This window comes from Pelatocladus sp. BLCC-F211 (genome assembly GCF_041928655.1).
GTDB lineage: Bacteria > Cyanobacteriota > Cyanobacteriia > Cyanobacteriales > Nostocaceae > Pelatocladus.
In genome coordinates, this window is record NZ_JBHFLM010000105.1 from 1 (window position 1) to 14548 (window position 14548).

Genomic DNA, 14548 nt, shown 5'->3' on the forward strand with positions numbered 1-14548 from the left:
GTGAATAAGTAAGCGCAACGCCTGTATCGCATCGGTAGCAGGTCTGAGCGTCTAGAGGCATCTTGACAATGCCCATTTGGATTCGGCTGTTGCTGAATCTGATGCGAGAATCTGCGTCTCTTCAGAGCGCAGAGTGTCAACCACTGGTTCATGGCGCGTGTAGCAGAAGTAGGGGCCGTTGATGGGAATGGTTTTACCTTGCACTTTGTCAGCCCAGCCTGCATAGTAGCGATAACAGGCAATAACCAGCTTTAAATCACCATAAGAACTATGCAGTGGTTTACCGTTGTCTAGGGTTTCTAACCGCGCCAACTCGTCGATATTTTGCTCAATTAAATCTGCTAGTTTGTAGAGTAACTCACCTCGACGAGTGGCAGACATATTGCGCCATTCTCTATGATTGAAAGCCGCTCTAGCTGCCTCCACAGCCTTATCTACATCCGGAGCGTCTGCTTCCGCAACATCACAGATGACTTCGCCTGTAGCGGGGTTAATCGTTTCAAACCTTTTACCACTAATGCTTTCTACCCACTCGTTATTAATCAGCAGCTTGGTTGGACCAATTTTCACCTGTTGTTCGGGTCTAGTAGCTGTAACCATCAGGTGCTCCTTAAGCCTTAAGCTTTTGTTAAAAAACTATTTGAAATCTAAACTTTCCAATAGGTCTATTAATATGCTGCTCTGCTTATAGGAAATAGTGTGATTTTATTTATATAAATTCTGATTTTTTTACATCCAATTTACATAAAAAATTACGCAATTAATCAGGATAATTATGTTACATTGTACGCACGATGGGGGCTATTCCCGAAAGCAATGTTACCGTGCCAAAGTCAAATCTACTAAAAACAGTTTATGAATCGTCGTGAATTTATTGGTTGGGTAGGTGTGGGGAGTTTAGCCAGTTCTCTACCTGTAGTCATTGCAGCTTGTTCTTCTCAAACAAAATCCGAATCGAGTACCAGTCCTGTGCGTGCTGATGGTTTTCAAGTAGTTGGCAAAGTGGCAGATTTGGACAAAAACGGCCAACTCTTGAATGAGGAAATTGCTGTTGGGAAGGTGTTAGTAATTAAAGATTCTGCTAATACTAGCAATCTAATTGCCGTCAACCCTACTTGTACCCATAAAGGCTGTATCGTGGGATGGAATAAAGACCAAAACGCTTTTGTGTGTCCCTGTCATGGCTCCAAATATGCCAGTGATGGCAAAGTGATCAATGGCCCAGCAGCTCAACCTCTTTCTACGTACACAGCCAAAGTGGAAGGTAATGAAGTTTTGGTGAAAGGAAGTTAACACTCAACAGTCAATAGTCAATAGTTAAGGGTAAAGGGTAAGTGTTCAAGGTTTTTCTTTTCCCTTTCTCATACCCTTTTTTCCCTTAACCCACAAGTATTAAAATGCACCCAATGATCAATAGATAACGCTCTTTGATCTAACCGATGATTTTAGACACTCTTTGTTAAAACATCTGAGTTCGGCCACAAGTAAGTCTTGCTCTGCCTGATGCAGATGCTGTGTAACTGTTTTTGGGATTTTGTTTTTTAAGATTCAATACGTTGATTATCAAGCAATTAACCGGTTTTCGCTCGACAAAAAATCACAGAATCTTAGTGATATTACTAATTGATTTTTTTCAATTAATTTGATATATACATGATTCAAGTTTGTGCCTTTGCACCTCCCGTGAGTTGATAGGATTGGAAAACGGCATAGATTTTAGGTTGTTGTCTGGTATGAATATTTCTGGTGATCGTTCATCAAACTTGGTTGCAATAGCTAAAAGAACACGTCTGGCGGCACTCAAGTTGTCAGTTTTATCAACTGAGGCAAAAAATCAAGCGATCGCAGCGATCGCTCAAGCTTTAGAATCAGCAAAAGACGAAATTTTGCAAGCGAATGTTGCTGATTGTCAAGCAGCAGCAGCAGAAGGAATTGCTAAACCACTTTATAAACGCTTGCAGTTAGATGAGTATAAATTAAAAGATGCGATCGCAGGAGTAACAGATGTTGGTAAACTTCCTGATCCTGTGGGTGCGGTACAGATAAATCGTGAACTTGATACAGGTTTAATTCTCAAGCGGATCACTTGTCCTTTGGGTGTTTTGGGTGTGATTTTTGAAGCACGTCCAGAAGCGGCTATTCAAATTGTGGCTTTGGCGATCAAGTCGGGTAATGGTGTAATTCTTAAAGGTGGTAAAGAAGCTATTCCTTCTTGTGAAGCCATAGTCCAAGCAATTAAACAGGGATTATCTGCAACTGCTGTTAATCCTGATGTGGTGCAGTTGTTGACAACCAGAGAAGAAACTTTAGAACTTTTAAAATTAGATAAATATGTAGACTTAATTATTCCTAGAGGTTCTAATGCTTTTGTGCGGTTTGTCCAGGAAAATACTCGTATTCCCGTACTAGGACACGCTGACGGTATCTGTCATCTCTATATAGATCAAGCTGCTGATTTGGAAAAAGCAATCACCATCACTGTTGATGCAAAAACACATTATCCGGCTGCGTGTAATGCCATTGAAACCTTGCTAATTCATGCCGATATCGCCCCGAATTTTCTACCAAAGATTGCTGAGGCTTTGCAAACACAAAATGTTGAATTAAGAGGTGATGAACACAGTCGCGAAATTTTACCAAGTCTGATATCAGCAACAGACATAGACTGGGAAACTGAATACAGCGATTTAATTTTGGCAATTAAAATTGTAGATTCTTTAGAAACAGCGATCGCTCATATTAATGATTATGGTTCCAAGCATACTGATGCGATCGTGACTGAAGACCCAGAAGCGGCTAACATTTTCCTGGCGCTGGTAAATGCAGCAGGAGTTTATCACAATTGTTCGACTCGCTTTGCAGATGGTTTCCGCTACGGTTTTGGTGCAGAAGTGGGAATCAGCACCCAACAAATGCCACCGCGAGGTCCTGTTGGCTTAGAGGGGTTAGTTACATACAAGTACCAATTAACAGGTGATGGACATATTGCCGCTACTTACACAGGTGCTAATGCCAAATCCTTTACTCACAAGGATATAAAATAAGCAAAAAATTTCACAAGGCAGAGGGCAACCCACCCTTAAAAGAGTGGGATTGAAACGATGACTTTTTATACCTCGCTGCTTAGAGCCACAGTATAATTATCGATTTAAATGATTGGGGAGGTTTGTAGTGAGGACTAAAGTCCTCACTACGAACTGATGTGAAGTTGGAAGCCTACACTAATGCTTTAAGCAACGCCTGAAGCTTGAGTTGAATTTCTGCGAGTTCTTTTTCAGGATCGGAACCTGCAACAATACCAGCACCAGCGTAAAGTCTGGCGCGCGAGCCATCTATAAGTGCGGAACGAATACCCACAATAAACTCACAGTTACCGTCTGCGTCTACCCATCCCAAGGGTGCAGCGTATAAACCTCTCTCAAAGCTTTCGTAACGGCGAATTTCGACACAGGCTGCATCTGGTGCGGTTCCAGCAACTGCTGGCGTGGGATGTAGTTGGGAAACTATTTTTAAAGGATGCACTTCATCGGGAACGATCGCGCTAATTGGTGTCCATAGATGCTGAATATTAGATAATTGTCGCAACCGGGGTGGTAATATTTGCGGTAATAAACCTAGTTGCGAGAGACGTTGAGTAATAAAATCAATTACTAGGGAATGTTCGTGTCTTTCTTTTTCACTATTGAGTAAGCGATCGGCATTAGTAGCATCTTCAGCAGGTGTTTCGCCTCTTGCTGCACTACCTGCTAACGCATCGGTGATTAATTGTTGATTGTGAATACTAATTAAACGTTCTGGACTTGCACCAATAAAGTTTTGTCCTTTGCCGTTGCTTGTAGAGAAAACATAACAATTCGGATGTAGCTGTCGCAAGTTATGTAAAGAATTAAACAAATTAAATGTGGTATTGGATCGAACATCTAGTGCATCTGCTAGTACAATTTTACTGACATGGGTAGATTGAATTGTTTGAAGAGCAGACAACACCGAACGCTTGAATTTTTCTGGATTAGCTACAGATTTTTTACTAAATTTTGGCTCTTGAAAATCCTGATGGGGAGAATAAAATGTTGAAGAGTTAATGATTTCAATTTTTCTCCACAAATTTTGCAAGATTCTTTCAATATTTACTTCCGCATGAATGATAAAATGAGCAACTAAGATACAGCATTCGTCTTTAACAGCTATTTGCCAACGAGGAAGAAAAATTGTCGCTGCTGGAAATGGATAATTTTCTTGTTGGTTTCGCTCAAAAAAACTAAAACCACAAAAAAATAGTGGTTTGGAAAAACATCTTTCTGTATCGCCAAAATTAATTATATTTTTTAAACAATATTTGATAAATGCTTCAGATTTTGTAAATCTTTCTTTTCCCTCTATTTGTAATTTTGCTACGGCATCAATTGCAGCGATCGCTTCTTTTTTTCCTTGGTTTTCCCAATAAAAATTTAGTTGATGTGGTTGTGCTAGTTTATCAAGTACTACCAAGGGATCAACCAAGTTAGTTTCTAGGGCAATACTGGCAATTTGAGTGGAATTATTTTTTATACTCTTGCGCTGAACAGCAAAAAGAAATTGGTATAGTTCCCTATTATATACAAAAAAGTCAGCGGCACATGGTGAAACTGTCATGGATCTAAAAATAGTAAATTTTTTTGAAGTAATCTTCCTAAACAGTGATAAATCATGGTCGTATTTCTACAGGTAACATAAACAGTCACTGTTTCACCAGCGTGTTGGCTCTGCCAAATTATGGTTTTGCAATACCATGTGTGGTCTTGCCTAGCTTTGCGCTGCATGTTGTGACTAATAGCAAGAGATTAATTTCATTCGTAGAAAAATATTTCTTGATGATGTTACCTGCATATGGTTTGAATAAAAACCATAAGTTTTAGGCATAAGTAAAGTCCTAACAATATAATTCATTGTGACTGATGACTACAAATTTGATTTCGTATCCCAAAAATCATCCCAAAAATAAGCTATGGATGGCGGCCATAAAACCGCCGATGTATAGCGTTGCTATTATGCCTATCTGGGTAGGAACGGCTGTAGCGTTTGCGGAAACGAAAATTTTGAATTGGGTCGTTTTTGGTGTTTTCTTCGCTGCGGCAATTTTAATTTTGGCATGGGAAAACCTCAGTAATGATGTTTTTGATTCTGATACGGGAATTGATCAAAATAAACATCATTCTCTGGTGAACTTAACAGGTAACAAACTATTAATATTTTGGTTAGGAAATCTATTTTTGTGTTTAGGTTTGCTGGGAATACTAGCGATCGCTTGGTGGCAACGTGACTGGACTGTAATTGGGTTAATTTTGGTCTGCTGTGCTTTAGGCTACGTTTACCAAGGGCCTCCCTTTCGTTTAGGATACCAGGGTTTAGGTGAAATCCTCTGCTTTTTTGCCTTTGGGCCAATTGGCATGTCGGCAGTATACTACAGTCAAACTCAAAGCTGGTCAATACAGAATTTAGCAGCCTCAGTGATTGTTGCTATCCCCACAACTTTAATTTTGTATTGTTCCCACTTTCACCAGGTTACAGACGATTTAGCAGCAGGGAAGCGATCGCCTATTGTCCGTTTGGGAACCAAAAGAGGCGCACAAGTTCTGAGTTGGTTTACTGCTAGCATTTATTTCCTCACCTTACTATTGGTTCTGGGGGGAATTTTTCCTGTGTGGACATTACTGAGTTGGGTGAGTTTACCATTCGCAATCAAATTATGTCGCCACGTCCAGCAAAATCACAGCTACCCAGAAAAAGTCAGTAACTGTAAATTCATCGCCGTCACTGTGCATTTTTGGTGTTGCTTGCTGTTTGGTGCGGGATTTATGTTTTGACGACCTTGAGAAATTGATTTGACCTAGAGGTAGTGAATTATAAATTTGAATTTCGTTCTTACCAGCGAAAATTTGTGCGCGGTATTGCTACGAGTCACGGTATTTGGGAGATTCGTGAAGGTATTATTCTTCGTCTCACAAATGAAACGAACAAAGTAGGTTGGGGAGAAATAGCGCCGATTAGCTGGTTTGGTTCGGAAACTTTAGCACAAGCCTGGGATTTTTGTCGCCAGCTACCAAAGGAAATTACTGAGGACACTATTTTTTCCATCCCTGATCAGTTACCCGCTTGTCAGTTTGGATTTGAGTCAGCACTTTTTTCTCCACCCACTCTAAACACTCCCCTCACCCATAGCGCCTTACTACCCGCCGGAGAAGCAGCACTACAAGCGTGGGATAATTTGTGGCAACAAGGGTACTCTACTTTTAAATGGAAAATCGGTGTTTATCCAACGCCTGTTGAACTAAAAATTTTAGATTTACTCACGCAAAGCTTACCAACTTCTGCAAAACTGCGATTAGATGCTAATGGTGGATTGAAGCAAGAGGAAGCAAAGTTGTGGTTAGAGAGTTGCGATCGCCTGAATACTAATATTGAATTTCTTGAACAACCTTTATGTGTGGAGCAATTTCCGCAAATGCTGGAGTTGAGTAAATGCTACAAAACAGCGATCGCTTTAGATGAATCTGTTGCTACACTCCCACAGCTAAAATACTGTTTTCAACAAGGTTGGCGAGGAATTTTTGTCATTAAACCAGGAATCGTCGGTTCTCCATCCCAGCTGCGTCAATTTTGTCAACAGCATGAAATTGATGCAGTGTTTTCATCTGTGTTTGAAACTTCTATTGGCAGAAAAGCAGCCCTGCAAATAGCAGTAGAATTATCCAGACACAATCGGGCAATGGGTTTTGGTATTAATCATTACTTTGCTGAAGATGAGGGGATCGGGGATTGGGGAGCAGGGAGAGTAACCAACGCCCAATGACCAATGACCAATGACAACCAACAAAAAATGGAGATTTTAGGAAATTTTAGTTTGGTGTGCGATCGCAGTCATGAACTGGCACAATTAACTGAAGCATTTTATTCAGAGTTAATAAATTTCTCTTACTGCCAAACAAAACCAAAAGTCATTTTAGCGGAACGTGAATCCGTGCGATTTTTAGCAGGTTTTATTGCTGCTTATACTGCTAATTGTCCTGTTTTTCTTTGTAATCCTAACTGGGCAAAACAAGAATGGCAACAAGTTTTTGATTTAGTACAGCCAGATATTATTTGGGGAGTCAGTCATAACGAATTGGTTATCAATAATAACAAAAACAATTACCAATTACCAATTACCAATTACCCATATATCATGATTCCCACGGGCGGTTCATCTGGTAATATCAAATTTGCTGTTCACACCTGGGAAACTCTCACAGCTTCAGTACATGGATTTACAAAATATTTTCAACTACAAAAAATCAATTCATTTTGTGTATTGCCTTTATATCATGTCAGTGGGCTGATGCAATTTATGCGCTGTTTTACCACTGGTGGTAAATTGGTAATTTCAGCTTTTAAAAAATTAGAAAATAGTATTAAATTATATCAATTTGAGACAGCAGATTTTTTGATATCTTTAGTACCAACTCAGCTACAAAGTCTCTTGCAAAACTCAAATTTAACAGCATGGTTGTCCCAATTTCAAACAGTTCTTTTAGGAGGTGCGCCAGCTTGGGATGAAATTTTAGAAAAAGCAAGATATTATCAAATTAAATTAGCCCCGACATATGGCATGACAGAAACCGCTTCTCAAATTGCCACACTTAAACCAGATGATTTTCTCAAAGGAAAAGTTAATAGTGGTCAAATTCTTCCTCATGCCAAAGTTAGAATTAGCAACGAAAAAGGCGAATATTTAAATAATCATCAAACAGGAAATATTATCATTCAAGCAGAATCTTTAGCTCTTGGTTACTATCCCCTAGTTCCTAACCTCCAAACCATAGCCTCTAATTTCCTAACAGATGATATAGGGTTTATAGACAACGAAGGTTATTTAAATATAGTCGGGCGTAAGAGTGACAAAATCATCACTGGTGGAGAAAACGTCTACCCCACAGAAGTAGAATCAGCAATCAAAGCAACTGCAATGGTAACTGATGTTTGCGTCGTGGGTATACCCGATCAACATTGGGGACAAGCAGTAACAGCTATTTATGTTCCGAAAAACTCAAATCATTCTGTAGTAGAAATTCAAAACTTACTCAGAAATCAACTCAGCAAATTTAAACTTCCCAAACATTGGATTGCTGTGGAAAACTTACCTCGCAATTCTCAAGGGAAAATCAATCGACAGCAATTACAAGAAATCGCTTTAGAAATCGTAAAAAATTCGGAAAAATAGCCTTTACAAGTTAACTCTTGGCTTTTGAGTGTTCAAATCGCCTCTCTCGATTTTCTTCTCTCTGCTTTTTCCGCTTCTGATGCGTTCACTTCTAACCATTCAATCATCTGCTGAGGTAAATCTGTTTTTTGCCTACTAGTGGTGTCAATACAAACATGTCTGGTAAATGCCTTAGCTACCATCACATCTGCTACTAAAATTTCGTAATTGATTTCAAATTTTTCAGCACTCAGTTTTTGTGGTATCAAAGTAACAACTAATTTATCACCACAAAATATGGGGCGAAAAAAATCTACATTAGCATGAACAATAGGATAAGCTACCGATGGGTTACTAAAAAACTCCTTAATATTAATACCAAATATTTCTAAAGATTCTTCATAAGCTTCATGGCAAAAACTTAAAACATTGGCAAAGTAAACTACCCCAGCAGCATCGGTATCTTGAAAGCGAACGGTACGATGATAGTTAAAAGACATTTGTAGCAACCAAAATTATATTCTCTGGCTAATAGCTTAACTCCACTAAACTGAATTAAAACCCGCACTTAATTAAACTAAAGGATGATATACATCTTCAGAACTAGGATTAAGGTAGGGACGCCGTAAATCTATTCCGAAACGTGCAAAATGTTGGTAGATAGTTTGTATTCTTTGTTGGGTAGAATTTTGCCCTTTTTGCCAAGCTTCTAACAATGCATTAGCGACAATTTGACAACGATTCATGCCAAAACTTTCTTGAACAACAAATTTTTGGGCTGGTTCTTCAGCTAAACTTAGCCCAGGTGCTAAATACTTTGTAAATAAGGGAATTTCTGGATGAAAATGAGATTTGTGTTGTTTATACACAGTTTGCAGAACTTCTCGCACTACCCAATAGTTGTGGCGTTCAAAGTAAAGAACCCCTGAGTCAAAACGTTTATAAGCAGAGGGATTATACGGAACTTGAAAGCTAAATGCAATACCAGCAGCATTGAGTTGCAATGTCAAGCTTTCCATGAGAGCGATCGCCCCCACCGGAGTTAAATTAAAATAAATCCGTCCTTCTCCTAAATCGCTATCAGGATTTTCACTTAGTCTTTGGGCAATATTGCTAACTGCGATGTAGCAACCATTTTGCAATCGATTTTTTGGCATCCAAATACTTATGAAATCGCCAACCCTGACAGATCGCATCATTTGTTCTATGTGATGTTCACTTTCAACATGTAATGTCAAACCACCTTTAATTACGGCTAAACTACCATCTGGTTCGCGTTGCAACACCTGCCAACCAGAGTCATAATACCCAGTACCGTGATTGCTAGAGTGTAATTGGTCATACAGTTGCCAATCAATTCCCAAAACGGAATTATTTTCTAAATTTTTGTGAGGTAAAAAATTGTTAGGTTCAGCATTCACTGCTAAAACACTTTGTAATGAGCCATTGTAATAAATACCGTAGATAAAATTTCTGACTAATAAAATTAGATATTTCTGTTGTATTGCTTGGGAATTTTTTTGAAATCTTTGTGCCAACTGATTCGGCAAAGCAAAGGATTGATAATTGGGATGGTAAATGCAAAAATTAGACTCGATTTGAATATTGCCGGCAATATCGAGTAGAGAATTTAGCAAATGCTGGTCAGAACAATCTATCATGACTTTGAATCTCTCCGTTTACCTTTTTTGTGATCAACATCCACGCAAACGGGTTTTACTGTAATAAAGTCGGACTAAATTCTGTTCGTTTTCCGTTTGAGGATGTTTGGTAGATTTCACAAAAGGTTTGATAATTTCTGATTCAGAGATTCCAAAAACTGTCATGATAGATTCTTGTGGTCTTGTGAGTAGACTTTTGGCAACTTGTAGCGTTGCGATGCCACTGTTATCAAAATATTTACGGTCTTGAATTGTTGCTTGTAACTGATGAATTAGTACCAAACCGGCAAACTGTACTACTCGTTGGATGAAGTCGCAACGGTAGTCCAAAATGCTGGGGAAAGCATCAAGATAAGCTTGAATTAAAGCAACTATAGAAGGATGAAGAACTTCTAGTGGTGTTGCGGCTAATTCTAGAGATTCTTCTAATTTGATGGACGAATCTACCACCAGGCTTTCTAACCAAATTTTCAAATAGCTTGCTACTAAGGTTCCTAAATCAAAGGCAGGATCTCCCCAACTACAAGTTTTCCAGTCAATGATACGGATCAAGCAGTTATCTAGTTGTTCCCATCGAGAATGCACTAAGATATTTTCTAGTTTGAGGTCGTTGTGAGTTAAACAACAAGGTTGCCATAAAGATGCTAACTCTGCAATCGCTGATTCTAAACTTTCATAACGTTGATAAAGAATATAAAACTTGAGCGCATCAGTCGGAACACTACCAAAAATCTCCGAACTAAATGACTCCATTCCTTGGGCGGGATTATAAAACTGATAGCGAAATTGCCCTTGGGGAGCAGTTGCCATAAAATCACGATACTCACGCTGATTAAATGTGGCACGATGCAGTACACCCAAGCTAGCACCGATGGCGCTGGCTATTTCCAAGGGATAAATATCGTTTTGTTGATAAAAATTACCTAATTCAAAATATTCCGTTAGATAGTTGCGAACAAGTATACATTCGTCTTCATCAAAATGCAGTAATAGTGATCCGATCTCCGCAATATTTCCTAAGACTGGAAACTGCTGCAATAACTGATGGAATAACCATTCATTAAATAATTCTTGGGGAATACCATCATGTTCGATGTTACGTTCCTGCTTCACTAATAATTTGCGATCGCTTCCCAAATTTATCAATAAGTTTATATTTTTATTGCTACTTTCTACTAACTCAGAATCCGCAACAACCCCATCCTCAGAACTACACAGTCCTACGTTTTGCAAATGCTCGATGAGATGGTGATTTGGAGAATACAGTGAAAATACCATATATTATTTCCTAACTCGTAAAACTGCTTAGAGAATTAGCTATCTTGTTATTAGCTTCGTGTAAGTAGTATTGGCTAAGTAGTAAAAACCAGTGAGTAAGAATATTGATTGTTACAATCTACTAATATCCTATATTGTCAACAAAAACTTGCCAAAATGGCAATGCAGCCTTTACTTACCTTTAAATTTTACTTCGTGAAAAATTTAAATATTTAATAGTTTTGATGATGTTTAATTGATATTAGCTGCTTATTGATAATTTTTCATTCATCAATCAAGACTATACATGTATGTTTAGAAGTGATTTTTTTAAATTTCACTAACTAAATGTCCACTCCAATAAACTTATGTGAACAGATTAATAACCTTACCTAATTAATCAAAAGCGATTATATACACGAGGAATATCGCGTTTGAAAAAAGTAAAAAAAATTTTTCTATTTTTTCTGAACCTTTGATATATTTCAAGATGTCAGTTTATGATTGCCATCCTGTACTAGGTTAATGGTTATATTTTGAAGTCTCTATAGATAGATATAAACTGAAACTTCTTTAAACTAACATTAGCAAGTGCAAAAAATCCTGCGTATTTACCGGATAATATTCAATTTTTTTCTAAAAATGATAGCTAAAAGTAGCTAAGTGTTGAATAGGTACTTACCTTCACCTTACATTATTTTTGCATAAAAAAACATTGATTTTGACTACTTTTCATGGTCAAAAACATTTTTTAACAACCTGAATAAACAGCGAAAATAAACAATAAATAACTGATTAATGTAAATTGCTTGATATTAAACAGTTTTTTATAAAAAAATATTAGTTCACTATATAACCTTTCAGCAGTGTAGTAATTACTGAATCTGTGCAAGTCTCTACGGGGATATGGGGAGGGCATGGGGCATTGGGAAGAGCGAGTCCCCCACATCACCGCGTCACGGCGTCAACACCCAATACTGCTCGGAGAAGACAAATCGATTGACATTTAAACCCACCAGAGACGTTGCAGTGCAACGTCTCTACATGCCAAAATTATGACGAAAAATCCTTAACCGAGTAGTATTGTGTCCTTACCCACTAACCACTAACAAATACTTTTATTCTTCTTTTTCCCAATCTAGGGTGTCATCACTTTCCCAGTCAGCAGAATCTTGGTAGCTTTCTTGATTTCGATACTGTTCTGATTTTTGGGTGCGATTGTAGTGTCTGAGCGATTCTCTTTCTCTTGATGTCAGCGTTGCTTTTTGATTCACTAACAAGCGATCGCTTGTTCTCTTTCCACCTTTTGAGCGCGTAAAACTTTTCCATGCGGCTTTGAAGCCAACAAATACGCTACGTGTATTAATTTGAATATTTTGAGCCTGCTGTTTAGCACTGTTCAAGCTTTGATCAACTTGTTTAACAACTCCAGAAGCACTTTTCACACCTTCACTCAGATCATCAGTCAGATCGGTGATTTCCAAGCCCGTCATTCGGATCGAATCTAGAGTTGGTGGTAACTCCCGCGAGAGGGTATCAAAAAACTTTTCCGCACTACGAGCAGCACGTGCTAACTCCTGCAATGCTGGTATAGCCACCACCAAAACAGCAGTCAGACTGATAGCCACTAAGAATATAGATAGTCCCAGCCAAAACAGCGGTTCACTCACAATTATGTTGTTAATTTAGTTATCTACATGCTCAGGAAGAGAATCTGAGTCAGCCACTGTCTGAGTAGCTGTTGTTTGGGCGTCTGGTGAGTTTTTCCGTTTCATTGCTTGATTTTCCCGTTGACTAGCATCGATACCGGCGGCGATCGCTTCCCGTAGTCGATCTAAAGTCTCATCCCAGTTTCTTAGTGCATTTGCTCCCAGGCGATCTGCCTGAATCTGGACACTAGTTGATAAATCTTCTGCTAAGTCTGGGAGCGCATCAGCAGATTTTTTCAACAGTTTACGCGTTTCGCGTCCTGTACGCGGAGCCATAAGCAAACCAGTCAAAGCACCGATAGTTGCTCCTAGCATGACACCGCCAATAAATACTCCAGAACGGTTGTTAGACATTGTACTTTTCTCTCCTTAAACACATTTTATGGGGTTTTCATACATTGCAAGCCCTGAATTATTTAACTTTTCTCCGAGAAAACCGACGCCAAAATCTTTGTCCAATAAATAATATGCTAAAAATTTGCTGCAATTGTTGAATTTGTAGCTCTAGCGCTTGGTTTGTTTGCCGTAGATTATGAATATTCTGTCGGCTGATATCAAGAGCCTGGGGTGCTTGAGAAAATAACGCATGGCTGCAACGTTCGGCGAGAATAAACAAATTAGTGAGTCTAGCTAGTAGCAGCCGCAGTCGCCATACTCGCCAAGCGATATACAGAAATGTTACTGATATGAGTGTGTTGATGACAACAACCACTTGAACCATTGCTTACCTTTTCCAGCACCAACGTTGAGAAACTTTAATTTAGCTTCACTAAGTTCTGATTTTATAATAGCGACAGAGCGGGATCGGGGATCGGGGAAGGTGGGGCCCCCTCTGGGGATAAGGGGCAACGGGGATGGGGGAAACACGGGAAGGAGGACAAGGAGGACAAGGGAGACAAGGAGGACAAGGGAGAATTATTTAATAAGTCTGTTTCCCTGATCCGTGATCCCTGATCCCCTTTCCCCAATCCCCTTTCCCCATTCATCCACTTATTCCTGCGATGCGGAAAATTCACCTATACTGGCACTTTTGAGCGAAGTAGGTAAGGATTGAGAATTACCAGCGTATGGTTGAGCTAGGTTAGAACGCAACTGACGCATCAGGCTACCCATTTCCAGTGCTGACATAGCATAATCCCAGCCGTGATTACTTTTGATACCAGCTCGTTCTAAGGCTTGCTGCATGGTATCGGTTGTCAAAATCCCAAAAACCACTGGTACACCAGTTTGAAAGGAAGCAGCAGCAATACCTTTTGCCACTTCAGAGGAAACATAATCAAAATGAGGTGTTTGTCCCCGAATCACAGCACCCATACAAATGATGGCGTCGTAGCGTCCCGAAAGAGCAAGTTGGCGGGCTACTACTGGGACTTCAAAACTCCCTGGAACCCAAACATAATCAACTTGAGAACCGTGAGGATCAACATCGACGCCGTGGCGTTTCAAGCAATCTTGACACCCCTCTAGTAGTTTGGTGGTAACTAGATCATTGAATCGTCCAATTACCAATGCAAACCGTAAAGGTTCTGTCTGCGTAAAAGTTCCCTCGAAAACTGCCATGACCGCCTCTAAATCAACTATACTCTTGCCACTATATACATTTCTTCTATAAACACAACAGGAGCAACTGAGATCAGGAGGTGGAGAGGTGGGAAGTAGGGAAGAATTTACTATTACCTCCCCTTTGTCTTCCTTGTCTGCCGTGT

The 14548-nt window shown here is 39.3% G+C and carries 14 protein-coding genes; 5 read left to right on the plus strand and 9 right to left on the minus strand.

What is annotated here, in order from left to right; all coding sequences use genetic code 11:
* Positions 1 to 51: 51 nt before the first annotated feature.
* Positions 52 to 600: an aldehyde dehydrogenase family protein gene (locus ACE1AT_RS12645; RefSeq protein ID WP_374868767.1), complete on the minus strand. Its 549-nt coding sequence runs from the start codon at positions 598 to 600 to the stop codon at positions 52 to 54.
* 255 nt (positions 601 to 855) lie between these two features.
* Here ACE1AT_RS12645 and ACE1AT_RS12650 point away from each other — a divergent pair, with 255 nt between their 5' ends.
* Positions 856 to 1293: a ubiquinol-cytochrome c reductase iron-sulfur subunit gene (locus ACE1AT_RS12650; protein ID WP_374868769.1), complete on the plus strand. Its 438-nt coding sequence runs from the start codon at positions 856 to 858 to the stop codon at positions 1291 to 1293.
* A 440-nt stretch (positions 1294 to 1733) separates the two neighbouring features.
* Entirely contained in the window at positions 1734 to 3044 is a 1311-nt protein-coding gene (locus ACE1AT_RS12655) for a glutamate-5-semialdehyde dehydrogenase (protein ID WP_374868771.1), read from the plus strand.
* Positions 3045 to 3216: 172 nt separating this feature from the next.
* Here the strand turns inward: ACE1AT_RS12655 and ACE1AT_RS12660 are convergent, their stop codons facing one another.
* On the minus strand, positions 3217 to 4632 hold the full coding sequence (locus ACE1AT_RS12660) for an isochorismate synthase MenF (RefSeq protein ID WP_374868773.1): 1416 nt from the start codon (positions 4630 to 4632) through the stop codon (positions 3217 to 3219).
* A 302-nt stretch (positions 4633 to 4934) separates the two neighbouring features.
* Between ACE1AT_RS12660 and menA the strand changes: the two genes are divergently transcribed.
* Genes menA through ACE1AT_RS12675 form a run of 3 tightly spaced genes read left to right on the plus strand, consistent with a single transcriptional unit; the run spans position 4935 to position 8236 of the window.
* Positions 4935 to 5843 (plus strand): 2-carboxy-1,4-naphthoquinone phytyltransferase, encoded by a 909-nt coding sequence (gene menA / locus ACE1AT_RS12665; protein ID WP_374868775.1) that lies wholly within the window; start codon positions 4935 to 4937, stop codon positions 5841 to 5843.
* A gap of 32 nt (positions 5844 to 5875) precedes the next feature.
* Positions 5876 to 6829 (plus strand): o-succinylbenzoate synthase, encoded by a 954-nt coding sequence (locus ACE1AT_RS12670; protein ID WP_374868777.1) that lies wholly within the window; start codon positions 5876 to 5878, stop codon positions 6827 to 6829.
* Positions 6830 to 6856: 27 nt separating this feature from the next.
* Positions 6857 to 8236 (plus strand): 2-succinylbenzoate--CoA ligase, encoded by a 1380-nt coding sequence (locus tag ACE1AT_RS12675; protein WP_374868823.1) that lies wholly within the window; start codon positions 6857 to 6859, stop codon positions 8234 to 8236.
* A gap of 32 nt (positions 8237 to 8268) precedes the next feature.
* Here ACE1AT_RS12675 and ACE1AT_RS12680 read toward each other — a convergent pair whose 3' ends face one another.
* The 7 genes from ACE1AT_RS12680 to ribH all read right to left on the minus strand — a co-directional run bounded on the left by ACE1AT_RS12680 (position 8269) and on the right by ribH (position 14402).
* A complete protein-coding gene (locus ACE1AT_RS12680) occupies positions 8269 to 8715 on the minus strand; it encodes an acyl-CoA thioesterase (RefSeq protein WP_374868778.1) in 447 nt (148 codons plus the stop codon).
* Positions 8716 to 8787: 72 nt separating this feature from the next.
* A complete protein-coding gene (locus ACE1AT_RS12685) occupies positions 8788 to 9876 on the minus strand; it encodes a T3SS effector HopA1 family protein (protein WP_374868780.1) in 1089 nt (362 codons plus the stop codon).
* A gap of 33 nt (positions 9877 to 9909) precedes the next feature.
* Positions 9910 to 11154 (minus strand): phosphotransferase family protein, encoded by a 1245-nt coding sequence (locus tag ACE1AT_RS12690; RefSeq protein ID WP_374868782.1) that lies wholly within the window; start codon positions 11152 to 11154, stop codon positions 9910 to 9912.
* 1097 nt (positions 11155 to 12251) lie between these two features.
* Entirely contained in the window at positions 12252 to 12803 is a 552-nt protein-coding gene (locus ACE1AT_RS12695; RefSeq protein WP_374868784.1) for a DUF948 domain-containing protein, read from the minus strand.
* Positions 12804 to 12818: 15 nt separating this feature from the next.
* Positions 12819 to 13196: a YtxH domain-containing protein gene (locus tag ACE1AT_RS12700; RefSeq protein ID WP_374868786.1), complete on the minus strand. Its 378-nt coding sequence runs from the start codon at positions 13194 to 13196 to the stop codon at positions 12819 to 12821.
* Positions 13197 to 13254: 58 nt separating this feature from the next.
* Positions 13255 to 13563: a hypothetical protein gene (locus ACE1AT_RS12705; RefSeq protein ID WP_374868788.1), complete on the minus strand. Its 309-nt coding sequence runs from the start codon at positions 13561 to 13563 to the stop codon at positions 13255 to 13257.
* A 269-nt stretch (positions 13564 to 13832) separates the two neighbouring features.
* A complete protein-coding gene (ribH, locus tag ACE1AT_RS12710; RefSeq protein WP_374868790.1) occupies positions 13833 to 14402 on the minus strand; it encodes a 6,7-dimethyl-8-ribityllumazine synthase in 570 nt (189 codons plus the stop codon).
* Between the last annotated feature and the right edge of the window lie 146 nt (positions 14403 to 14548).